This window comes from Streptomyces sp. NPDC127190, from assembly GCF_042672505.1.
Lineage (GTDB): Bacteria > Actinomycetota > Actinomycetes > Streptomycetales > Streptomycetaceae > Streptomyces.
In genome coordinates this window covers 34,992-57,253 of record NZ_JBHXVE010000007.1, presented here as the reverse complement: position 1 = coordinate 57,253, position 22,262 = coordinate 34,992, and the positions used below count along the sequence as shown (strand labels likewise).

General features: G+C 72.8%; 20 protein-coding genes. 11 read left to right on the top strand and 9 right to left on the bottom strand.

The annotated features are described in order from the left end of the window. The first annotated feature begins 45 nt into the window (after positions 1 to 45). From ACFVIU_RS13580 to ACFVIU_RS13565, 4 genes are all read left to right on the top strand, one after another. Entirely contained in the window at positions 46 to 1,728 is a 1,683-nt protein-coding gene (locus tag ACFVIU_RS13580; protein WP_385842536.1) for a phospholipid carrier-dependent glycosyltransferase, read from the top strand. A 78-nt stretch (positions 1,729 to 1,806) separates the two neighbouring features. Then, complete coding sequence (locus ACFVIU_RS13575) at positions 1,807 to 2,724, top strand: MurR/RpiR family transcriptional regulator (protein WP_385842790.1); 918 nt, start codon at positions 1,807 to 1,809, stop codon at positions 2,722 to 2,724. Between the two features lie 444 nt (positions 2,725 to 3,168). Next, a complete protein-coding gene (locus ACFVIU_RS13570) occupies positions 3,169 to 3,549 on the top strand; it encodes a hypothetical protein (RefSeq protein ID WP_385842535.1) in 381 nt (126 codons plus the stop codon). A 146-nt stretch (positions 3,550 to 3,695) separates the two neighbouring features. Next, positions 3,696 to 6,116 carry a SpoIIE family protein phosphatase gene (locus ACFVIU_RS13565; protein ID WP_385842534.1) on the top strand — a complete coding sequence of 807 codons (2,421 nt, stop codon included), beginning with the start codon at positions 3,696 to 3,698 and terminating at the stop codon, positions 6,114 to 6,116. 87 nt (positions 6,117 to 6,203) lie between these two features. Here ACFVIU_RS13565 and ACFVIU_RS13560 read toward each other — a convergent pair whose 3' ends face one another. Together ACFVIU_RS13560 and ACFVIU_RS13555 are read right to left on the bottom strand one after the other, a co-directional pair. Next, entirely contained in the window at positions 6,204 to 6,677 is a 474-nt protein-coding gene (locus ACFVIU_RS13560) for a flavin reductase family protein (protein WP_385842532.1), read from the bottom strand. A 95-nt stretch (positions 6,678 to 6,772) separates the two neighbouring features. After that, entirely contained in the window at positions 6,773 to 7,597 is an 825-nt protein-coding gene (locus tag ACFVIU_RS13555; protein ID WP_385842531.1) for a hypothetical protein, read from the bottom strand. 205 nt (positions 7,598 to 7,802) lie between these two features. Between ACFVIU_RS13555 and ACFVIU_RS13550 the strand changes: the two genes are divergently transcribed. Continuing rightward, positions 7,803 to 8,573 carry a TetR family transcriptional regulator gene (locus ACFVIU_RS13550; RefSeq protein WP_385842530.1) on the top strand — a complete coding sequence of 257 codons (771 nt, stop codon included), beginning with the start codon at positions 7,803 to 7,805 and terminating at the stop codon, positions 8,571 to 8,573. 191 nt (positions 8,574 to 8,764) lie between these two features. Continuing rightward, the gene (locus ACFVIU_RS13545) at positions 8,765 to 9,181 is read left to right on the top strand and encodes a Zn-ribbon domain-containing OB-fold protein (RefSeq protein ID WP_385842529.1); all 417 of its coding nucleotides are present in this window, start codon (positions 8,765 to 8,767) and stop codon (positions 9,179 to 9,181) included. Positions 9,182 to 9,211: 30 nt separating this feature from the next. Here the strand turns inward: ACFVIU_RS13545 and ACFVIU_RS13540 are convergent, their stop codons facing one another. Further along, complete coding sequence (locus ACFVIU_RS13540; protein WP_385842528.1) at positions 9,212 to 9,715, bottom strand: MarR family winged helix-turn-helix transcriptional regulator; 504 nt, start codon at positions 9,713 to 9,715, stop codon at positions 9,212 to 9,214. Between the two features lie 91 nt (positions 9,716 to 9,806). Between ACFVIU_RS13540 and ACFVIU_RS13535 the strand changes: the two genes are divergently transcribed. Next, on the top strand, positions 9,807 to 10,259 hold the full coding sequence (locus ACFVIU_RS13535; RefSeq protein WP_385842526.1) for an SgcJ/EcaC family oxidoreductase: 453 nt from the start codon (positions 9,807 to 9,809) through the stop codon (positions 10,257 to 10,259). Between the two features lie 151 nt (positions 10,260 to 10,410). Next, on the top strand, positions 10,411 to 11,682 hold the full coding sequence (locus ACFVIU_RS13530) for a hypothetical protein (protein WP_385842525.1): 1,272 nt from the start codon (positions 10,411 to 10,413) through the stop codon (positions 11,680 to 11,682). Positions 11,683 to 11,875: 193 nt separating this feature from the next. Here ACFVIU_RS13530 and ACFVIU_RS13525 read toward each other — a convergent pair whose 3' ends face one another. After that, on the bottom strand, positions 11,876 to 12,160 hold the full coding sequence (locus ACFVIU_RS13525; protein WP_385842524.1) for a hypothetical protein: 285 nt from the start codon (positions 12,158 to 12,160) through the stop codon (positions 11,876 to 11,878). A gap of 239 nt (positions 12,161 to 12,399) precedes the next feature. On the opposite strand from ACFVIU_RS13525, the gene ACFVIU_RS13520 reads away from it, so the two are divergent. After that, complete coding sequence (locus ACFVIU_RS13520; RefSeq protein ID WP_385842523.1) at positions 12,400 to 12,882, top strand: DUF5994 family protein; 483 nt, start codon at positions 12,400 to 12,402, stop codon at positions 12,880 to 12,882. A 37-nt stretch (positions 12,883 to 12,919) separates the two neighbouring features. Here ACFVIU_RS13520 and ACFVIU_RS13515 read toward each other — a convergent pair whose 3' ends face one another. The 3 genes from ACFVIU_RS13515 to ACFVIU_RS13505 form a co-directional block, all read right to left on the bottom strand. Next, the gene (locus tag ACFVIU_RS13515; protein ID WP_385842521.1) at positions 12,920 to 14,113 is read right to left on the bottom strand and encodes a PP2C family protein-serine/threonine phosphatase; all 1,194 of its coding nucleotides are present in this window, start codon (positions 14,111 to 14,113) and stop codon (positions 12,920 to 12,922) included. 74 nt (positions 14,114 to 14,187) lie between these two features. Continuing rightward, a complete protein-coding gene (locus tag ACFVIU_RS13510) occupies positions 14,188 to 14,622 on the bottom strand; it encodes a DUF5994 family protein (protein WP_385842520.1) in 435 nt (144 codons plus the stop codon). Positions 14,623 to 14,790: 168 nt separating this feature from the next. After that, complete coding sequence (locus ACFVIU_RS13505) at positions 14,791 to 15,744, bottom strand: STAS domain-containing protein (protein ID WP_385842519.1); 954 nt, start codon at positions 15,742 to 15,744, stop codon at positions 14,791 to 14,793. Positions 15,745 to 16,227: 483 nt separating this feature from the next. On the opposite strand from ACFVIU_RS13505, the gene ACFVIU_RS13500 reads away from it, so the two are divergent. Continuing rightward, positions 16,228 to 18,990: a hypothetical protein gene (locus ACFVIU_RS13500; protein WP_385842518.1), complete on the top strand. Its 2,763-nt coding sequence runs from the start codon at positions 16,228 to 16,230 to the stop codon at positions 18,988 to 18,990. A gap of 21 nt (positions 18,991 to 19,011) precedes the next feature. On the opposite strand, the gene ACFVIU_RS13495 is transcribed toward ACFVIU_RS13500, so the two are convergent. Beyond that, positions 19,012 to 19,398: a PPOX class F420-dependent oxidoreductase gene (locus tag ACFVIU_RS13495; protein WP_385842517.1), complete on the bottom strand. Its 387-nt coding sequence runs from the start codon at positions 19,396 to 19,398 to the stop codon at positions 19,012 to 19,014. A 63-nt stretch (positions 19,399 to 19,461) separates the two neighbouring features. Next, complete coding sequence (locus ACFVIU_RS13490; RefSeq protein ID WP_385842516.1) at positions 19,462 to 20,640, bottom strand: MalY/PatB family protein; 1,179 nt, start codon at positions 20,638 to 20,640, stop codon at positions 19,462 to 19,464. Positions 20,641 to 20,818: 178 nt separating this feature from the next. On the opposite strand from ACFVIU_RS13490, the gene ACFVIU_RS13485 reads away from it, so the two are divergent. Continuing rightward, the gene (locus ACFVIU_RS13485; protein WP_385842514.1) at positions 20,819 to 22,192 is read left to right on the top strand and encodes an alpha-lytic protease prodomain-containing protein; all 1,374 of its coding nucleotides are present in this window, start codon (positions 20,819 to 20,821) and stop codon (positions 22,190 to 22,192) included. The last annotated feature ends 70 nt before the right edge of the window (positions 22,193 to 22,262 follow it).

Below are 22,262 nucleotides of genomic sequence, written 5' to 3'. Positions count from 1 at the left end.
GCTCGCTCCCGCCGCCGTACGGCCGGTGCCACCGCGGGGCGGACGATGACGCACGCACAGCACACGCTCCTGGCCGACCGGGCTCCGGCGCAGGATCCGGTACGGCCGCTCCCCCGGGCACCCAGACGCTGGGCGGTGCCGGTGCTCGTGGCCCTGCTGCTGGCCCAGATGGCGGCCGTGATGGTGACGGCCGCGGTCCGGCAGACGCCCACCATCGACGAGCCGGTGTACGTCGCGACGGCCACCGACTACCTCCACGAACACCGGCTGCGCTACAACCCCGAGCATCCGCCGCTCGGCAAGCTGCTGATCGCGGCCGGTGTGGCGGTGGCCGACCCGCACTACGACCCGTCGTACCCCGGCACCCAGGGGGACGTGGGCCGGCACCTGCTGTACGAGTCCGGCAACGACCCCTGGCGGCTGATGCTGTGGGCGCGGCTGCCGGTGATCGTGCTGACGCTGCTGTTCGGGCTGGTCGCGTTCGCGTTCGCACGCGACCTGGCGGGCCCGGTGGGCGGGCTGACCGCGCTCGCGCTGTACACCTTCTCACCGGACCTGGTCGCCCACGGCTCCCTGGCCACCCTGGACGTCCCGGCGGCCGGCTTCGTGCTGACCTCCGCCTGGCTGGCCCTGCGGGCCCGGCACCGTCCGGGCCGCTGGCTGCCGCTCAGCGGGGCGGCTCTCGGGGCGGCGGTGGCCACCAAGATGAACGCCCTGCCGGCGGTGCCGGTCCTGATGCTGCTGGCGGCGGTGTCGGCCGTGGCGGCGGACCGGGAGCTGTCTCCGGCGGGCGGCCGGCGGCGCCGGCTGCGGGCCGCGGCCGCCGGTGCGGGGGTCGTACTGGTGGTCGCCCTGGCCGTCGTCTGGGTGTCGTATCTCGCGGTCGATCCCCGCTTGCGGTTCTCCCCCGCCGAACCGGTCCCCGTCCTGCACGGGCTGCACGCGCTGCTGGTGGACCTGATGCCGGTGCCGCCCGCCTACCGGGCCGGGATGCGGGTGCAGTTCGGGCTGGAGAACCAGCCGTGGCAGGGCTATCTGTTCGGGCACCTGTACACCGGCCCGCTCTGGTACTACCTGCCGGCCGCGCTGCTGGTGAAGACCCCGCTCGGGCTGCTGGCGGTGGGCCTGGCCGGCGCGGTGGCGCTCGTCGCGGTACGGCGGCTGCGGCCCTCGGCGCCCTATCTGCTGCTGCCGCCGCTGGTGCTGCTCGCGGCGGCGATGACGAGCACCCGGGACTTCGGGACCCGGTACGCGCTGTTCGTGCCGATGTCCCTCGCGGTGGCGGCGGCCTGTCTGCGGGTGCCGCGCCGGCGCTGGGCCACCGGGGCGACGGCCGTCCTGGTGCTGTGCACGGCGGTGAGTTCGCTGGGGACGTTCCCGTACTACCTGCCGTACTCCAACGAGGCGTTCGGCGGCCCGGCGGGCACCCACCGGGTGCTGCACGACTCCAACGTGGACTGGGGCCAGGACCTGGGCCGGCTCGCCGACCGGCTGCGCACCCGGTACCCGGGTGAGCGGGTGTGGCTGGTCTACAAGGGCAGCGGGGTGCCGGCGTACTACGGCATCCGCGCCGAGGACCCGCGCGGGGTGCCGCCGGAGCGGGTGCACGGGCTGCTGGTGGTGTCGGACTCGGCGGTCGCCAAGGCGCGCGGCACCTTCGCCCGGCTGCTCGCGAGCTGCCGGGCGGTGGGTGACGTGGGTCATTCGATCAGCCTCTACCGCAGGTGAGCCGGGTCGCTCACCCCCCTGGTCACGGCGCTCGGTGAGCTATGTTGAGTGTTCGTGGCAGACAAAGGAGACGGACCGGTGCCCTCGCCGCAGCAGGCCCGCGCACAGGCATCAGCGATCACTTCGGGCAAGACGGCGCCCGAGGCCGAGCCCGCCCCGACCTCCCGGCTGCGGGAACTCTTCGACGGCCCGCGTCTGTCGCCGGGGCAGCGGCGCATCGCCCAGTACCTGATCGAGCACATCACCGAGGCCGCGTTCCTGTCCATCACCGAGCTGGCGGACCGGGTCGGGGTCAGCCAGCCGTCCGTCACCCGGTTCGCCGCCGCCGTCGGCTTCAGCGGCTATCCGGCGCTGCGCGAGAAGCTCCAGTCGATCGCGCTGAGCAGTCTGGCCGGCGGGCCCGGCGAGGTGGACCGCGCCAACGAGCTCCAGGCGGCCGTCGACCACGAGATCCAGAACCTGGAGAACCTGCGCCGCGACTTCGCCGACCCCGACCGGGTCATCCGGGTCGGCCGGGAGCTGTCCCGGTCGACCCCGCTGACCGTCCTGGGACTGCGGATCTCGGAGTCGCTGGCCGAGTACTTCGGGTACGCGGCCCGCCGTATCCACCCCGACGTACGGCTGGTGACCCGTGGCGGGAGCGTCGCCTACGACGCCCTGCTCCAGGCCCGTGAGGCCGGCGGCAGCTGGGTGCTGGCCTTCGCCATGCCCCGGCACTCGCAGGAGACCCTGCAAGCGGTCCGGGTGGCGCGCGACGCCGGCCTGAAGGTGGCCCTGGTGACCGACCTGGCGCTCGGCCCGCTGGCCGACGAGGCCGACATCACCTTCGCCACCGGCACCGGGGCGCGTCTGGTCTTCGACTCCTACGCCGCGCCCAACGTGCTGGCCGCCGCGCTGCTCCAGGCGATGACCGACGCCGACCCGGAGCGCACCCAGGCCCGCCTGGAGAAGTACGAACAGCTCAACGAGCAGCACCAGTTCTTCCTGCGCGACTGATCCGCCCCGATGCTTCCGCCGGCCGCCCGGCAGACGTGAAGATCTTGCGGTCCTCCCCCTCCTGGACCGGGATCTTTCACCACAGATCGAGCATGAATGTTTTCATACGTCTTGCAAACCAGACGGTATATATAAATACTGCTCAGCGGATCGGGCCCGGCTCACCCCCGGCCGTTCCGCACCCCGCGGACCCACCGCTCGCACACCGCCCCGAGAAAGCCGACGGACCGCTCATGCGCATGCAAGCCCTCCCGCAGCGCCGGTCCGCCGCGTCCGGGGTCCCCGCACGGACACCCCCAGCCGCCGTCCCCTACCCACGTCGGCGCCCGGGGTGTGCCGGGGCGCATCGCGATGCGCCCGTGGCGGCCCCGGCCCTCCCCTAGGCCGGGGCCGCCCCACCCGTCGGACCACCCTCACGACGCCGCACACCGGAAGCGATTCACCATGACCCTGACCAGCACGCGCACGCGCATCAGCCCCGACTGGCCCTGCCAGGTCAAGACACCGGGCAGCTACGACTGGGAGCGCTCGGCGGCCAAGTGGCTGCGGGAGCTGATCCCCGCGCGCTACGCCAGCTACCCGGCCCTGATCCGGCACCCGGTCCTGCTCGCCCGGCACGCCCAGCTCCAGGTCCAGCAGGAGATCCGGGTGGCACGGACCGCGCTCCAGACGGCACGCGCCGAACTGCCCATGCTCGGGCTGCCCGAGTCGGTCATCGAGCACACGATCAAGCTGTACGCCGCCGAGGTTCTTCAGCTCCAGCACATCGCGCGCAGTGTGCGCGCGGTCACCGACGCCCTGGTCGGCCGGGGACATAGCCGCTGACCTGGTCTTTTACGAGAAGGACCGGGAATCCGTCGGGCGCTGTGCGGCCGGTTTCGACGCCCTGTGATTCGATCTTCGGCGGGTGGGCACCGTACGGAACCAGCGGACCGGTGATCGGAGGGCCCGAGGTGTGCAATGCTCGTCGCGTGACGAGCGAGTCCGTCCCCCCGATCGACCCGGGCACCGGCGCCGATCCGGTGGCGTTGGCCCAGGTCGTGGCCCGGCAGCGCGCGGAGCTGGAACGGCTGCGGGACCGCGCTGCCGCCTCCGCGATCCTGGAGCGGGCCAAGGGTGTCCTGATGGCCCTCAACGGGTGCACACCGGACGCGGCGCACGAGGAACTCCTCCGGCGCGCCAGGAGCGGCCACCGCACACTCCTCGAGCAGTGCTGGCTCACCCTCGGCGCCCTGCTGCCGCCCACGGCACCCGCATCGCCACCCGCGCCCACGTCCGCGGTCGGCGCACAGCCGGTGCCGCCCTCCGGCCCCTGGGATCCGTCGCCCGCAGCCAGCGCCGATCTGGCCGACGTCCTGGGCCGCCTCGGCCGGGACCTGGTCAAGGTCGGCTCGCCGGGCGAACTCGCCGCGTGCCTGCTGGACCACCTGGCACCGCGGGCGGGCGCCGACGCCGTACTCCTCTACGAACAGGTGGCCGGAGGCGGGCTCGAGCTGATCGGCCATGCCGGCATCGAAACGACCCTGGCCATCCAGTGGCAGCACGCGCCCGCGGGGAGCGAGATGGCCCCCTTCGACGCCCTGCGGGCCCGTGAGCCGCGCTGGCTGGAGGACCTCGCCGAGGACCGCCGGCGGTACCGGCTCATCGGGGACCCGCCCGAGCGCTGGCCCAGCCGGGCCTGGCTGCCGGTGCCCGCCGGGAACACCGCGCAGGTCGCCCTCGGGGTGCTGCGCCGGCACGGCGGGCCGTTCCAGCCGCGCGAGCGGGAGCTGCTGCGGGCCGTGGCCCGGCTGTGCGCGGGCCGGCTCCAGGCCTTCGACCCGCCGCGGGAGCGGGCCGTCACGGACGCCTTCCCGGCCGTGCAGGCGGTGCTCGACGCGACTCCCGGCGCGGCCGTGCTGCTCACCCCGGTGCGCAGCGCCTCCGGCGAGGTGGAGGACTACCGCATCGAGGCCGCCACCCCGGAGGCGGTCGACGTGTTCGGCCGGACCGGGCGGGACCTGGTCGGCAAGCACATCCTGGAGAGCTACCCGTCGGTGGCGGGCGAGCCGCTGTGGCGCGGGTATCTCGGGGTGCTCGACACCGGAGTGCCGTTCGAGAGCGAGCCGTTCGCCTACCACGATGTGTTCGAGGGCGTGCCGGTGACCGCCACCTACTCGGTGCGCGCCGCCCGGCTCGGCGACGGTCTGCTGGTGTCCTGGGTACGGCACGACCCGGCGGTCCGGCAGGCGCAGCGCCTCGCCGACGTGCAGCGGCTCGGCAATCTGGGCTGGGCGAACTGGAACCTGGTCACCCAGGAGATCTCCTGGTCCGCGCAGGCGTACACGGTGCTCGGCCGGAGCACCGCCGAGGGGCCCCTCCCCCTCGAACGGCTGCCGGATCTCGCGCTGCCGGAGGACTCCGGTCCGCTGGCCCACGCGATCGCCGAACTGGCCGGCCACGGCCACGCGTTCGATGTGCCGTTCCGCATCCAGGGCGCGGCGGGCGTCCGGCATCTGCGGCTGGTCGCCGAGGCCGTCACCGAGCCGGACGGCACCCCGGTCGAGGTGCATGGCTTCGTCCAGGACCTCACCGCGCAGCGCAGCGCCGAACTCGCGCTGGTGGAGAGCGAACGGGCGATGCTGCTCCAGCGCGGTGTGCTCCAGGCCGAGCGCGCCCTGGCGGCCCGGTTGCAGCACGCGCTGCTGCCGCTGCCCAGCAAGCCGGTGCGGCGGGCCGGGCTCCGGGTCGAGGTGTCCTACCTGCCCGCGCAGTCCGGGATCCATGTCGGCGGCGACTGGTTCAGCGCCGTCGAACTGCCCGACGACTGCGCGCTGTTCGTGGTCGGCGACGTGGCGGGGCACGGCATCGACGCCGTGGCCACCATGGCCCAGCTCAGGTTCACCGCCAAGGGAATGATCAGCACCGGCTCCTCGCTGACCGGCGCGCTGGCCCGGCTCAACCAGCTGCTGCTGCACTCCCGGGACAGCCAGACCACCGCCACCCTGGTGCTGGCCCGCTACGACCCCGAGCGGCAGGTCCTGGCCTGGGCGCAGGCCGGGCATCCGCCGCCGCTGCTCGTGCGCGGCGGCGAGGTGCGCTATCTCGCCCGCCCCGCCGGCGTGCTGCTCGGCGCGACCGGGGCGCCCGTCTACGAGTCGGCGGAGCTGCGCCTGGAGCCCGGGGACCGGCTGCTGCTCTACACCGACGGTCTGGTGGAGCGCCCCGGCGAGGATCTGGACGCGGGCTTCGCCCGGCTGGCCGAGGCGGTCCGCACCCATGACCACGGCGCCGGCGGCTCCCTCGACGCCGTGCTCACCTCGATGCTCGCGGACGAGCGCCGGGACGATGTGTGCGTGGTGGACATCAGGGTGCCGCTGCCCGGCGCGACGGACATGGAGGCGGACGCCTAGCGTCTGCCTGCCGGGGTGTCGTGGGTATGTGCCGTGGGCCGGTCCTCGGGTATGTGCCGTGGGCCGGTCGGAGGTGTCGGTGTCCGGTCAGTCCGCCGGGTGGCCCGCGTCGATGGTGATCGCGTCGGAGAGCCGCAGCAGCGGCCCGCTCCGTCCGCCGCCCCACTCCACGGGGTCGAGGACATGGCCCACATGGTCGCCGCCGTCGGTGCGGTGCAGGACGGTGCCGACGAACCAGGCCGCCACATCGGCGAGGACGAGCGCCCCGCCGGGTCCTTCCCGCAGGTCCAGCCCGGCGAACTTGTCGACCTCGTCCCCCGTCTCGCCGCCGAACAGCTCCGCGAGGTCGCGCTGGTCACGGGTGAGCAGATGCACAGTGAGGAAGTGGGCGGCGCGCGCGACCCGGTAGGTGCGGTTGGCCTTGGACAGCCACACGGTGAACCGGGGCGGTTGGATGGAGCACTGGGAGGCGAAGCCGACCAGACAGCCCGCGCGCTCGCCGCCGGCCACGGCCGTCACCACGCACATGTCCGGGTCCAGCCGGCCGAAGAAGCCGTCCATGCCCGCCTCCGCTCCGCGTCCCTTGGTGTCCGTCCCAGCTCATCACATCGGACGCCGGTGCGCCCGGCACTCGCCGCAATGCGGGCCGGCCGAGGTCACCGCACGAACCGGCTCACGGACGCCGTGAACGCCGCGACGAACGCCTCGCGGTCCTCCTCCGGCAGGGCGTCCAGGGACAGATAGGGGTTGAGGTCCTCCAGCTCGACCAGGAGCAGGCCGCCGTCGGCGGTGCGGCAGGCGTCGACACGCTGGATGCCGTGGCCGAGGTCGTTCCAGTCGATGAAGCGCCGGGCGAACTCCAGGTCGGCGGCGGTCGCCGGGTACGGCCTCAGCTCCCAGCGGCGCTGCGGGTCGGGGGCGTACAGGGCGTACTGGAAGTCGTCGTCCACGAAGTAGAACGACACCTCGTACGTGAAGTCGATCCAGGGCTGGATCAGCACCTCACCGGTGACGGCCGCGGCGATCCCGTCGGCGGGGACGATGCGCAGGCCGAGGGAGTCCGCGCCGAGCCGGGGCTTGACCACATAGCGCTCGACGGACGGCAGCCGGTGCAGGTCCTCGGTCCGGTCGACGGTCGGGATGACGGGGAAGCCTGCGGCGCAGAGGTCGAGCAGGTACTGCTTTCCGGCCATGTCCGCCTTGCCGGTGAGCGGGTTGTAGACGCGGGTGCCGCTGTCCAGCGCCCGGGCGCGGAAAGCGTCGTACTCCTTCTGGTAGCCGAGCACGGGACCGCTGTTGCGGACCACGACGGCGTCGTAGCCGTCCATCAGCGCGGCGGCGTCCAGCGGGTGACACAGGGCCAGGTCGGCGTGGGCGCGGAGCCGGGAGGTGAGGAGGATGTCCTCGTCGCAGTAGCGGCGCCCGCGGGCCTGGTACGCCAGGTCGGTGACGTAGAGCAGTCGGGGGCGGGCGGCGGGCATGCGGGATCTCCTCGGGCACGGCCGGAGTCGGCGGGGTCGGATGCCGCGGGGCCGGTGCCGGCGCGGTGCGGAAAGGTTACGTCGCAGCACGGCGAGGGGATCGGGCGGGGCCCGGACCGGCACGCAGAGTGCACTCAGTTCCCTGACACCACGGTCTGAGCTGCACTGAGTGTCACATTTCCGGCCCGGGTGCTACGTTCCCGCCATGAGCACCAGCAGCGCGGCGCCGGCCGCGAAGCCGCCGATGCGGGACGCCCTGGTCTCGGCGGCGTTCCAGCTCTTCATGGAACGCGGATACGAGCAGACCACGGTGGACGACATCGTGGCGCTGGCCGGGGTCGGCCGGCGGTCGTTCTTCCGCTACTTCCCCTCCAAGGAGGACGTGGTCTTCCCCGACCACGAGCGCTGTCTGGCCGACATGACCGCGTTTCTCGCCGGGAGCACGGCGGACCAGGAGCCGGTGCGGCGGGTGTGCGACGCGGCCCGGGTGGTGCTGCGGATGTACGCCGAGAACCCCACGTTCTCGGTGCAGCGCTACCGCCTCACCAAGAAGGTGCCGGGCCTGCGCGCGTACGAGCTGTCGGTGGTGTGGCGGTACGAGCGCGCCCTGGCCGAGTATCTGCGCGGGCGGTTCGCCGGCGCGCCCGACGGGACGCTGCGCGCGGACGTCGTCGCGGCCGCCGTCGTCGCCGCGCACAACAACGCGCTGCGGTCCTGGCTGCGCTCGGACGGCAAGGGCGACGCGGCCGCGGCGGTGGACCATGCGCTCGGCTATGTGCAGCGGACGTTCGGCCGCGCCCCGCGGGCAGCGGAGTCGCCGGAGGCGCCGAGCGGTCCGGCGCCGCTGCGGATCCTCCCGGTGCCGGAGGAGGGACCGGCGGGGCGCTCCGACGACGTCGTGGTGCTGGTCGCCCGCCGGGACGCGCCGCTGTGGCGGGCGGTGCAGGAGCTGGAGGCGGTGCTCGGCCGCGGCTGAGCGGACCCCGCCCGGCCGTCGGGCGGCGGGGTGCGATGCTTTCCCGCCAATTCGGGGTACGCAGTGCCTTTACGAGTGACACTGAGTGCCATACGCTGTCGGCGTGCACGGTGGCACAGCAACCGCGCACACGCGTGCGCGGGGCGCGCCGGGCACGCGGGATTCCGGCCGAGCGCAGGGAGTTGACCAGCGTGTACCACCACTCAGCAGACATCTCACAGTCGGCGGCCGGCTCCGCGGCGGGGGTGCTCGAACCCGCTTCCGTGGACTCCAGGGACGCCATCCTCTTCCAGCGCTGCACCTGGTGCGGCACCGCGATGTACCACCGACTGCTGTGTCCGGTGTGCCAGGGCAGCGACCTGCGCACCGAACGCAGCGAGGGCATCGGCACGGTGCGGCACTCGACCGTGGTGCACCGCAACACTCCGGCGGCACGCAATGTGTCGCTGATCGAGATGGCCGAGGGGTTCGTCGTCCGGGGCCGGGTGATGGGCCCGCCGGTCGGGATCCACAGCGGCGACCGGGTGCGGCTGTCCACCGCGAAGGACCCGGTCCGCGGGGAGCCGGTCTTCCAGCTGCTGGACGAGCCGTACCGGGCCTGGACCTGACAGCCCCCCACCACACACACATCCTCGCCGTCAGTGGCCGCCCCTGTCCGGGGCGGCCCTTCTGCGCTTCGGAGCCATGGCCTTGCGGATCTCCTCGGTGGCCGCCCGGAAGGCGGGAGCGGCGCGCTCGAAGTAGTCGAAGAGCAGCCTGCGCTGTTCCGGGGTGTAGCGGGCCAGGACCTCGGCGATATGGCGGCGGGCGGGGCCGACGACCTCCTCGATACGGCTGAGCGCGTCCGGGACCGGCTCCACGATGACGCGCCTGCGGTCCTCGGGGTCCGCGGCGCGGCGCGCGTACCCGGCCCGTTCAAGGCGGTCGATCAGGCGGGTGGTGGCACCGGTGGTGAGCCCGGTCCGCGTGGCGAGTTCACCTGAGGTGAGACCGCCTTCCAGAGCGATCAGACTGAGCGCGTACCACTCCGAGGTGTGCATTCCAGCGGCTTCCGCGCTGGCCAGGCCCTGGAGGCCTACTGCGTCCAGGTACTGACGAAAGATCAGTTGCTCGTCCCCGCCGCCCAAGGGGGTTGCCGTCACGGGAGTCCTCTCGTAAATTTATCTGCACGCATGCAGATACTGCACAGATTCAGAATCTGCTCTCAGTGTAGCCAAAGGGGGATCTTCCACCATGCCCGCCCTCACCCATGACACCGCCGCGGTCACCTCCGTGCTGGACGAACTCGTCGCCGCATGGGCGCGGCACGACGCCGACGCATACGGCGAGCTGTTCACCGAAGACGCCACCTACGTCACCTACGTCGGCGCCTTCTACCAGGGCCGCCAGGACATCGTGGAGAGTCACCGCACCCTGTTCACGACCTTCCTCAAGGGCACCGAGCTCGCGGACGAGGTCCTCTCCGTCCGGTTCCCCGGGCCGGACGTGGCCGTGGTGAACGGGCGCGGCGACACCTACAAGGGCGACCGGCCACGGAAGCTCAGCAAGATCCAGACCTACACCTTGGTCCGGCAGCAGGACGGCAGGTGGCGCATCGCGGCCTTCCACAACACCAAGCGCAAGCCGCTGATGGAGGCGGTCTCCTACCGGTTCGCCCCCGGCCTGGTCCCGGCCGCCGGACGATGAAACCGGGCGTTGCGGCATCGCGTACTGCGGGCCTCCCGGAAGTTCGCCTACTCGTCACCTCCGGGACGCCCTTGATGCCATGCCGCGCTTCCTGAGGATCCAGTTCACTGGGGCGCCGCCCCCCCCTCAACCGGATCTGAAAGAGGGACGCATGTTGAGACGCACGCTGAAGCGCGGGCTCGTCACGCTCGTCGCCGTCGGCTTTGCCTCCTCCGTGGGGTCGGTGGCCCCGGCGTCGGCGGCCTCCACCCCCCTGACGCTCGCCGTCTTCGGCGACTCGCCGTACGGCAGGTCGGCGTACGCCCCTGCGGGCCAGACGGCCGACACCTCGCAGTTCCAGAAGACCCCGGCGTTCATCGGCACCGTCAACAGTGACCCGAGCGTCAGCGATGTCCTCCACGTCGGCGACATCCACTCGGGCAAGGAGTTCTGCACCGAGGACTACGACGCCTCGATCGCGTCCGCATGGCAGACCTTCACCAAGCCGCTCGTCTACACGCCGGGCGACAACGAGTGGGCCGACTGCCACAAGGCGTCGAGCCTCACCTCGCCCGGCCAGGGCGGCGGCTTCTACGACTCGGCGTCCGGTGGCATCACGTACATCGGCGCGAGCGGCCTGTCGACCGACCCGGCGGACTGCGTCAGCTACCACTGCGGCAGCCCGCTCGACAACCTCGCCAGAGTCCGGCAGGACTTCTTCGCGCAGCCCGGCCGCACCCTGGGCAGCGGGACACTGAACGTGGTGTCCCAGGCCACCGCCTACGACCCGGGCCACCCGGGCGACGCGCAGTACGTCGAGAACGTGAGGTGGGCGCAGAACGACATCGTCTTCGTGACCATCAACGTGCCGGGCGGCTCGAACAACGACACCGACCCCTGGTACAAGGTCCCGACCGCACCGCAGGCGCAGACCGACGAGCGGACCGACCGGACCGCGGCCGACGTCCGCTGGCTCGACGCCGCCTTCGCCGACGCGCAGGCCGAGCACGCCAAGGCGGTGGTGATCTCGGCACAGGCCGACATGTGGGACCTCGACGGCAAGACCAAGGACCACCTGACGAACTACGAGCCGATCATCAGCGAGGTCGCGGCGAAGACGACCGCGTTCGGCCGGCCGGTGCTGATGCTCAACGGTGACTCGCACCTCTACCGCTCGGACAACCCGCTGTCGCCGACGGCGACGTGCACCGGCGAGACGGACCCGGCCACCGGCGCCGGCGTGTGCGCCCACGACCCGGGGAACAACGCGTGGAACGAGCACCCGTACTACAACGTCCCGAACTTCCACCGGATCGTCGTGCACGGCAGCACCACCCCCCTGGAATGGCTGAAACTGACCGCGGACCCCAACGCCAACCACCCCGTCACCGACACCACCTACGGCCCCTTCAGCTGGCAACGGATGCCGCAGCCACAGCTCTGACCGGCTGAGCGCACACGACCGGCCACGGTGTCCCCCTGCGGACTCTCGTTCCAGGCACACCGGTGGCTGGACGAGAGCGGTGTGACCCGCACCAACTCCTGGGCGGTGATGTGGGGTTGGCCCTGGCGCTGGAGTCCGCACATCCGGTGCGACATGACACGGCCCCACCCACCGCTCTGCCGTAGAGGCCGTGTCACTCGCTCTGCCTGGGGCCACCCCATTCCTCTTCCGCCTCCATGAACCTGATGCCGTCATGGGACAGTGAGGCGGTGGCGGGCGTCTTGTGTGACGTCCAGTCGACGGTGATCAGGCCCTCGTCGGCCAGGTAGGCGCAGGCTGCGGACAGGTCGTCGTCGGGTAGCTGGAGCTCCTCGCGGAGTGCCGCCCCGCCGACCTCAGGCCGGTTGTGCTCCATGGCTCCGTAGAGTTGCCGAAGGATGGCCTTGCGGTAGGTCTTGCGTTCACGCAGTGTCGTCATGGCTGGCGCTCTCACGGTGGTCTCCGAGGCTGCTGATGCCAGTGGGCAGCCGACTCTGCGGCCTCGCTCACAGCCTCTTCCGTCCGGGTGCCCGCTGCGCAGCCCCTCATGCGGCTTCCACCCTTTGTATAGGGCGCCCGGCGACGCGGGTGCTCGGGAGATGGGGAGTAGCGTGGTCAGAGGCAGCAGAGGCGAGGCGCGTCCCGTGTTCGCTGCCGGATCCCGAACGGGTGATCCTCATGACCGACTCCGACACATCCCATGGTCCCCGGCATCTGCCGAGCGGCATCCGCCAGACGGTACGGCCGGGGTGTGCGCTGCTCCGGCTGGAGACGACGGCATCGCGCGAAGGTGGTCTCGACGGGGCGGGGTGGCCGAGGTCCCATGACATCGGTGCGGAGTTGCCGGCACTGCTGGACGCGCTCACGGAGCACCTCGGCCCCCTGAGCCGGGTCGGGCTGGACGCCACGGCCTGGGAAGGGCTACCGACGCGGATCGCCATCGATGACCGCGTGGTGCACGTGGACTCCTTCCCGGTGGGTGATGAGACCATCTTGATCACCCGGGGCGCCAGGGACCACTTCTCACTGCTGGTCATCCCACCGGAGGCGACCCCCGAGGCCGCTCACGCGGCGATGGCCCAGGCCGTCCTGGCCGGCAACATCAGCTCTGCGGAGCAGATCCTCATCGGCACAGGAGGCAAGCAGGCGGCGTCGGGTTGATGAGACGCCTCGCACCGGGACAGACTCGGCCGCCCGGTCAACCGCGCCACTCCACCAGGAGCAGCGTCGCGTCGTCCGTGGTCCGGCCGCCCCGCGCCCGCTTGAGTGTGTGCGACAGGGCGCGCGCCACCGCCCGGACCCCGCGGCCGGTTCTCTCCAGCCCGTTGACCCAATCGATCAACTGCTCCTCCCCGAACTGCTCCTCGCCCGCCGCGTGCTCCTCGATCAGCCCGTCGGTGAAGCACAGGACACGGTCTCCCCGTTCCAACCCCAGCGCACTCACCTCCGGCTGCGCGCCGCCCAGGCCCACGGGGAGAGTCGTCGGGCCGACCAGTCGGTGCGTGACACGGTGGTCGCGGACGAGTATCGGCGCGGGGTGGCCGGCGTTGACCCACTCGAGCTGGCCCGTTGTCGTGTCCAGCCGCATCATCTGCGCGGTGACGAAGTGCTCGGCGCCGAACTGCTTCGCCACGGCGTCGTCCATGAAGGCGTAGATCTCCGTCAGGCCGGTACTCAGGCGGCGGGCGTAGCGGTACGCGCCGATGGCCACGGTGGCCATCGTGGCCGCGCCGAGGCCGTGCCCCATCGCGTCGATCATGGCCAGGTGGAGGACGTCGCCGTTGAGCGCGTAGTCGAAGCTGTCCCCCGCCACGTCGTAGGCGGGCTCCAGGACTCCGGCCAGGGCGACGTGCGGCATGATCATGGCCAGGGGCGGCAGCAGCGCCCACTGGATCTCGGCGGCCACGCTCATCCGTTCACGGCGTCGGGTACGGAAGAACAGGTCCGAATATCCGTGCTTGGTCACCAGCAGGTCGGCCACCAGAGCGGAGAGCCGGCGCAGCATGCGGCGGTCGTCGTCGTCGACCCGGTCCAGCGTCACGGCCATGACGCCCACCTGGTCGCCGCCGTCGAGCAGCGGCAGGTGTATGCGTACGCCGTCGCCCTCGGGCAGCTCGACGGGCAGCGCACCGAGAAAGCAGCGGCCCGCGGCGGAATCGTCGATCACCTGGGGGTCCCCGCCCGCGAGCCCCTCGCCGGGCAGGGGTACGAGCAGCAGCTGGCCGTAGTCCTGCAGCAGGACCTGCGGACGGCGGCCCCCCAGCCGCTCCATCATGTCGGCGACCAATGGGCCGATGAGGTGGGGCGGGAGCTCATGCGCGCGATCGAGAACCATCCCGAGAAGCGCTTCCCCGAAGCTCTCGGAGCGGTCCACGCGCGATTCAGCCGTCATACGCTCACCCGACGTGATCCACGCGGACACGGGCGGCGGTGGCCGACGATCGAGCTGCCGGTCCCGTCAGTCCATCATGGGCCGTTCCGCTGCCTGCCGCACTCCTGGCCGTCCTCGACACGGGCGAGAATGCGCTGAGCCGACTGCGTGTTCCAGGGATCGGCGGCGGCCGTCAGCAGCCGGCCGGCCGTTCCCGCCGGCTCGTCGGGCGGGATGACCAGCAGCTCCCAGCGCCCCACGGTGCCGCACTCCAGGGTGATGGCCTGCGCTTCGTCGGCGGCGTCGCTCAGGACGACCTCGATCAGGTGGTCGGGCGCCGACACCGTTCCCGGGGCGTCAGGCCACGCGGCAGCACCCACCGTGACGCGGGTCACCGTACCGTGGCCGGGGTCCAGCGAGCCCACGAGCGCGGGCAGCTCCAGGGCCAGGGCGTCACAACGCGGCCACCACGCTCCGTCCAGTGGACCATGGCTGGCCTCCGGGGTGAGGCTCAGCCGCGACAGCGGCATCGTATATGTGTGCCCGTTGTCCCGTGGTGGTGTACCTGCGGCGGATGGTGTGACGGAGTCCATCGTGAGATCCCGTTCCAGGCAGCCTGGGGCCGTCCCTTTTTCGTCACTCGCCGGGAGCGGCGCCGCCCTGGTCGTGCGCCCGACATGCTCTCGGTGTCTCCCAGGCTACGCCCGGCCCGGGCCCAGGGCCGGAGGCGCCGCTACCGGCGCGTTCTCGGGGAAGAGGACCAGCACGCAGGGTGCGCCCGTACCGGGCAGCCCCACCATCTCTCCGTAGTTTCGCCAGCCCCAGGACTCGAAGGCAGCCTGGCCGGCCTGGTCTGCCGGATGGATCAGGGCGACGCCGAGCATGCTGTGCCGGTCGGCCAGCAGACGCTGTTGCAGACGGCGACCGATGTCTCGGCGCTGGGCGTGATGATGCGCCACGACCTGGGTGAGGAGCAGGAACCGGGCACAGCCGGTGAGCCGCTGGACGCCCTCCTGCAACCCCCGCTCCCAGCGGGCATGGGGGATCACCGGGAATCCGAAGGCGCACCCCACCAGCACCGTCGTTTCGGCAACCAGCAATGCAAAGCCGGGCTGTCGGGCGCTGACGGCAAGCCGCCCCAAGAAGTCGCCCCGCTCCCGGCTCGCGTTCGCTGACAAGCCCACGACGGGTTCCCCGGCCAGGTCGGCGATGTCCTCGCTCATGTCCTCCGCCTGCCAGCGGGTCAGGCGGCGGAGTCGGATCCCGTCCTTGGCGACTGGTGCACTGACGAGGCCGCCGCCCTGCGCCTCGTCGGCCGACGGAGACGCGTCCGGCACCTCACTGAGCAGGGAGGCGGAGCCGCTCACGGCGAGAAGTCGGGTGATCTGCGCGCACGGATGGTGCAGCCGCACGAAAGCATGGACCCGGTCCGCGCGTTGCGACGCCGTCAGGAAGACGTCCAGGCCCTTGGAGTCACAGGAGCCGACGGTGGTGAGATCGATGTCGATGCCGGTCACGCCGTCGCGCAGGCACTGTTCCAGCGCAGCCCGCAGCAGCGGAGCCGTGGCCGGTCCGATCGCGCCGACGAGCGTGACGAGGGCCTGCTCTCCCCGGTCACGCCGGTGGATGTCCAGACGCTGCACGACCGTCACGCCGCCCCTCGGCAGAGAAGGGCGATGACCGGGGAAGGTCGCGGAGTCGCTGTGCTCGCGGTGGCCATGATGCCGACCCGTCTCCGCACCGCCCGCTCGGGCGGCCCGGGTTTCGTCTCTCGCCGAGGACGACCCGACAGGAGAGTCGGAATGCGTGATGCCCTCGGTACCCTCACCCTACGTCGTCGGCAACCGGGAATGTGGCGTCGGCCAGACTCATCCGAGCCGAGCGCATCCGCCTGCCGTGCTCTCTGCCTGACCCCTACCTACGGGATGTCCACCGCCTCCGGTCCCAACCCGTGCAACCTAGGCCACGACGGACGTCGTCGGCACCCGACCGGCGTCACCGCGCTCGCCTCCCCCCGATGTGATCGATCACCTCCTGTTCACAGGCAACCCACAGTCTCCGCACTCCGTCCTCCGGGGGCGAGGGGCTCCCGGGTCGGCCGGGACGCCCGAGACCGGGGTCATCCAGGAGGAACTGTGATCCGTGCCCGGCGTATATGGGTGACCGCCGCCGCGTTGCTCGCGGTGGCGGGCGCATCCCCAGGGCTGGCGGCAGCAGACAGTCAGGCACCAAGAGGCGGCGGGGAGTTGACGTCGTCGGACGGCGGGGCGCTGCCGCCGGGCTGGGGGATCACCGGCGGGCGTACCGCGCCGCAGCTGGTGTGGCGGTCGGACCGGCCGGTGCCCATGGGGGACGCCCGGGTCGAATTCCGCGCGGGCGACCGCCTGTTGGGCGTGCCGCAGCCGGGCGAGGACGGGCGCACCTTCCGGCTGCCGCTCGGCGCGCGGGTGCCGGGCGGGCTGCGGGACCTGCATGTGTGGGCCGGGGGGCGGCGGCTGGACGCGCCCGTGGCGGCTGCCGGGGCCGGGCCGGCGGTGCGGCCGCCCGCGCCGCTGCCCGCGGGCGGCGTGGACCCGGGCAAGCCCGGCGCCTACCGCACCACGACCGGTGAGTACAGCCTGAAGTCGGTGCACATACCCGGCTTCGCCGCTCCGGTGGAGATGCGCGCGGTGGTAGTGGCACCGGTCGGCGCGTCCGGCAAGCGACCGCTGGCGCTGTTCCTGCACGGCCGGCACTACACCTGCTACAAGGGCGGCCACATCACCGGCGACTGGCCCTGCGCGGCCGGCACCAAGCCGGTGCCGAGCCACCGCGGCTATCTGCGTGACCAGCGGCTCCTCGCCTCGCAGGGCTATGTGACCGTGTCGATCTCCGCCAACGGCATCAACGGCCAGGACGACACTGCCGAGGACGGCGGCGCGGAAGCGCGGTCCGCGCTGGTGCGGATGCACCTGGCCCGCTGGGCCGACTGGTCCGACCACCCGGCGTCGGCTCCGGCGGTCGTCCAGAAGGCGCCGCGCGCCGACCTGTCCCGGGTGCTGCTCGTCGGGCACTCGCGGGGCGGCGAGGGTGTCAACCGCGCCGCGCTGGACAGCCTCTACCCGCCGCCCGCCGACCAGGACGGCTACCGCGGCCCGGTCCGCTGGACCATCCGCGGCACCGTCCTCATCGGCCCGACCGCCTTCGGCCAGAACCCGGTGGCCGACGTGCCGTCGATGACGATCCTGCCGGGCTGCGACGGTGACGTCTCCGACCTCCAGGGCGAGGTGTACGTCGACGGGACGCGCGGGGTCAGCACCGGCGGCGCGCTGCACAGCGCCGTGTACGTCATCGGCGCCGACCACAACTTCTTCAACTCGGAGTGGACGCCGGGCCGGGCCGCGGCGCCCGCCGAGGACGACTTCTACGACGACCCGCAGCACCCCGACCCGGTGTGCGGGAAGAAGGCGGCGACCCGGCTGACCGCCGACCAGCAGCACCGGGCCGGTTCCACCTACATCGCGGCCGCCGCGCGGCTGTTCGTCGCCGGGGACGACCGGGTGCGGCCGCTGCTGGACGGCTCCGGGAAGCGGGCGCCGTCGGCGGATCCGGCGCGGGTCCTCAGCCATGCCGTGGGCGCGGGCCGGGGTGCCGGGTTCCTGCCGGACGGCGGGGTCTCGGTGCGCGGTGCCAGGCTGTGCGACGCGGTCGATCCGAGCCCGTCCAAGGCCTGTCTGGGCCAGGGCACGAAGGGTGCCTCGCCGCACTTCGCGATGTGGGAGACCGGCCGGGAGACGGGGCGGCACGCGATCGCGCTGCACTGGACGCGCGCCGGCGCCGCCGCCCGGGTGACCGCGCCGCGGCCGCTGTCGCTGTCCGGTTCCACGGCGCTGGCGCTGCGGCTGTTCGTGCCGCCGAACTCGCACGGCACCCGGCTGGACGTGTCCGTCACCGACGCCCGGGGCCGCAAGGCGGCACTCGGCGAGGTCCGGGCCGACGGGCTGCCCGGCAGTGAGCGGACGGCCTCCTACTGGGCGCGCGAGATCCGGCTGCCGCTGACCGCGGCCCGGCGCGCCGGGCTCGATCTGCGCTCCGTCACCTCCCTGGAGCTGACGCCGCGTTCGGCGTCCGGGCGGGCCTGGCTCATGGACGCGTGGGGCTGGCGGGCCGGGACCCCGGCGGTGCGCGCCGCCGAACTGCCGCGCGTGGACATCGGCCGCACGACCGTGGCCGAGGGCGACTCCGGGACCCGCACCTATCACGTGCCGGTCGAGGTGACGGGCCGGGGCAGCGGCCAGGTACGGGTGTACGTCCTGGACCCGGTCACCGGACAGGCCAAGGACCGGCTGGTGACGGTGCGTCCGGGCGGCCATGACATCGATGTGCCGATCACGGTGCAGGGCAACACGCGCTACGGCACCGATGTGTCGTACGACGTCCTGGTGAAGGCGGTGCACCACGCGGTGGTCGGTTCCCACCGGGGCGGCATCACGGTGCACGACGACGATCCCGCGCCGCGGATGACCGTGACCCCGGTGGCCGGCCGGGTGGCCGAGGGCAAGCCGCTGACGTGGCGGCTCTCCCTGTCCGAGGCGGTCGACGTGGACATGAGCGCGTTCTTCGTCGTGGCCCCCGCATCCGCTCCGGAGCTGTCCACCAAGGACGTTCCGGCGCGCTGGCTGCGGGACAACTCCGGGGAGTCGCCCGATCCCGAGCGCCCGCTGTCCAAGGTGACCGGCCTCTATCTGTGGGTGGACATCCCGGCGGGGAAGCGCAGCGCCGACATCACCGTGCCCACCGTCACCGACCGGGTGAAGGAGCCGGCCGAGTCGGTGCGGTTCCGGCAGGTCGATCCGCGGACCGGCAAGCCGCAGACGGGCGACCTGGAGCTGACCGGTTCGGTGCTGGACGCGTCGTAGGACGCGCGGTCCGGGTGGCCCTCAGCCGGTGAGGGTCACCCGGATCCCGACGGTGCCGTCCAGGCCCCGCCGCAGCCGGCTGCCCAGCAGGGTGAGGCGCCCGAGGACGCCGTACTTGCGGGCGATCAGGGTCCGGTAGCGGGCGGTGGTGGCCCGGTCGGCGAGCACGGCGGTGGCCGGCGTCTGGTCACCGGTGGGGTTGCCGCGTACGTCGCAGGGGCCGACCAGGACGTCGGGGCGGCGCCGGATCCGCTTGACCTTCCAGCTGTCGGCGGCCGTCCACACTCCGAGGGTGTCCCCGTCGCGCACCACCCACACCGGGGTGGCGACCGGGGTGCCGTTCTTGCGATAGCTGGTGACCAGCAGGTACTTGCCGGAACCGAGCCGGTCGAGCCGCGTGTCGTCCATCCCGGCAGTCTACGGAAAGCCCCCGCTGCCGCCCGTCCCGCACCCGCCGCGCGCTGCGCCCGGTCAGGACAGGGCCGCCGCCATCCGCCGTATCCCTTCGGTGAGGATCTCCGGCGAGGTCGCCAGGTTCAGCCGGGCGTGGCCCGCGCCGCCGGTGCCGAAGGGCACACCCGAGGTGAGCGCGACCCGGCCGCGGTCGAGGAAGACCTGCGCGGGGTCGTCGCCCAGGCCGAGGGCACGGCAGTCGAGCCAGGCGAGATAGGTGGCCTCGGCCGGGTGGGTGCGGAGGGCGGGCAGCCGGTCGGCGAGCAGCTCGGCCAGCAGGCGGCGGTTGGCCTGGACCCCGGTGAGCAGGTCGTCGAGCCACCCGGTGGCCTCGCGCAGGGCCGCGGTGTGCGCGATGACACCGAGATGGCTGGGGGCGTGGCCGACCTCCTTGGGCAGCCGGGCGAGGTCGGCGGCGGCCCCGGGTCCGGCGAGGGCGACGGCGGCCTTGAGCCCGGCCAGGTTCCAGCCCTTGGAGGCCGACATCACGGACAGGCCGCGGTCGGCGCCGGGCACGCTCAGATACGGCACGAAGGTGACGCCGGGGGCGACGAGCGGGGCGTGGATCTCGTCGGCGACGACCCGGACGCCGTACCGCTCGGCCAGCGCGGCGACCGCCGCCAGTTCCTCCCCGGTGTGCACGGTTCCGGTGGGGTTGTGCGGACTGCACAGCAGGAACGCGGCGCGGCCACCGCCGGCCGTGGTCTTTCGGAACGCTGCTTCCAGGCGTTCGAGGTCGAGCCGCAGCCCGGTGCCGAGCGGCGCCTCGACCACCGTGCGGTCCAGGTGGGCGACGAACTCGAAGAAGGGCGGATACACGGGCGGGTTGACGATCACCCGATCGCCGGGCCGGGTGACCAGTTTGAGCATCTCGATCACGCCGAGCATCACGTCCGGCACGACCGCGGTGCGCTCGACGGCGATCCCGTGCCAGCCCCACCGTGCGGCGGCGAAGGCGGCCAGCGCCTCGGCGTAGCCGGTCCCGGCCGCGTACCCGGTGTCGCCCAGCGCGAGGGCGTCGGTGACGGCGCGGACGACGGGTTCGGCGAGCGGGACGTCCATCTCGGCGACCCACAGCGGCAGTACGTCCTCGGGGTAGGTGCGCCATTTCACGCTGGTACGACGCCGTAGCCGCTCCAGGCCGAGGACACGCAGCGGATCGGACGCGCCGGTGGTGTGCCGCGGGATGCCGGTCATGCGGCTCACGATAGGGCGCCGCGCGGGGTGCGGGAACACGGCGTCGCGGGATGTGCGGGCCGGCCGCTGAACGCCCGGGCGTGCGGCCGCGTATGGAGGGGCGGGCCCGCGGGGAGCCGGGGGCCTGGCGCCCCGGGATTCGGCGGAGCGCGTTCGGGTTCGGTTTGGGGAGCCTTGCATGCGGCACGCACGACGACGCCTCGTCCGGCGAGTGACACGGCTGGCGGCGGTCGGCGGACTTCTCCTGGGCAGCGCGATGGTCGCCCAGTCGGCCTTGGCCGGTGAGACCCCGCCCGCCGCCAGACCCCTCAGTTCCGCCACGGGTGGCGCGGGTGCCGGGACCACCGGTACGGCGCTGGTGGCGCGGCTCGGTACGGCCCGTACGGCGGGCAACTGGATCGGCGCCGACGGGCGGCCGGTGGTGGCGGTCACCGACGCGGCGGCCGCGCGGACGGTACGGCAGGCCGGGGCCGAGGCGAAGCTGGTGCCGCACAGCATGGACGAGCTGAAGTCGGCCACGGCGGCGCTGCGTTCGGCGCCCCGGGTGGCGGGGACGGCATGGGCGGTGGACTACCGCACCAACCGGGTGGTGGTGCAGGCGGACAGCACGGTGTCCGCGGCGAACTGGGCCCGGATGTCCCATGTCGCCGCGGGGATCGGTGGTTTCGTGCACATGGAGCGGACGCAGGGCAGGTTCACCACGCGGCTGAACGGCGCCCAGCCGATCCTGTCGACCGGCGGGCGCTGCTCGGCCGGGTTCAATGTCACCGACGGGCAGAGCGACTTCATCCTGACCGCCGGGCACTGCGGCCCCGCGGGCACCACCTGGTTCGCGGGCGGCCAGGGGGACCAGCAGCTGGGCAGGACGGTGAACAGCACCTTCCCCGGCAACGACTTCTCCCTGGTGCGGTACGCCTCGGGGACGGCCGGCGCGGGCGCGGACGTGGTCGCGATCGGCGGGGGCAACGGGGTGCGGATCACCGGGGCGGCCGATGCGACGGTCGGGCAGCGGGTGTTCCGCAGCGGCAGCACCAGCGGCCTGCACGACGGCCAGGTGACCGCGCTGAACGCGACCGTCAACTACCCGGAGGGGACGGTCACCGGGCTCGTCCAGACGACGGTGTGCGCCGAACCGGGTGACAGCGGCGGCCCGCTGTTCTCGGACGGCGTCGCGCTCGGGGTCACCTCGGGCGGCAGCGGCGACTGCACGACGGGCGGGACGACCTTCTTCCAGCCGGTGGTTCCGGCGCTGACGGCACTCAAGGTCGAGCTGTTCGTGTCGCCACCGGGGGCGACGCCCTCCCCCTCGCCGTCGGCCTCGAAGGGGCAGGGTGCGGTGGCGCCGAGCGCGGCCGCACCGGGCTCCCCGGCGCCGGTCACCGGTGCGGCGGAGGGGCGGACGCTGCTGGCCCGGCTGGCCGACACCCGCACCATCGGCCCCGGTCTGCTGGTGATCGCGGGCAGTCTGGTCGCGCTGGTCGCGACCCGGTACATCCGGGCCGAGCAGGACCGCAGGGCCTATCAGCAGCAGTATTCGGCGATGTGGGGCTGAGTACGGCCTACAGAGGATGCACGAGAAGGGCACCCGTGTGGTCACGGGTGCCCGGGAGGGTGAGCGCGGA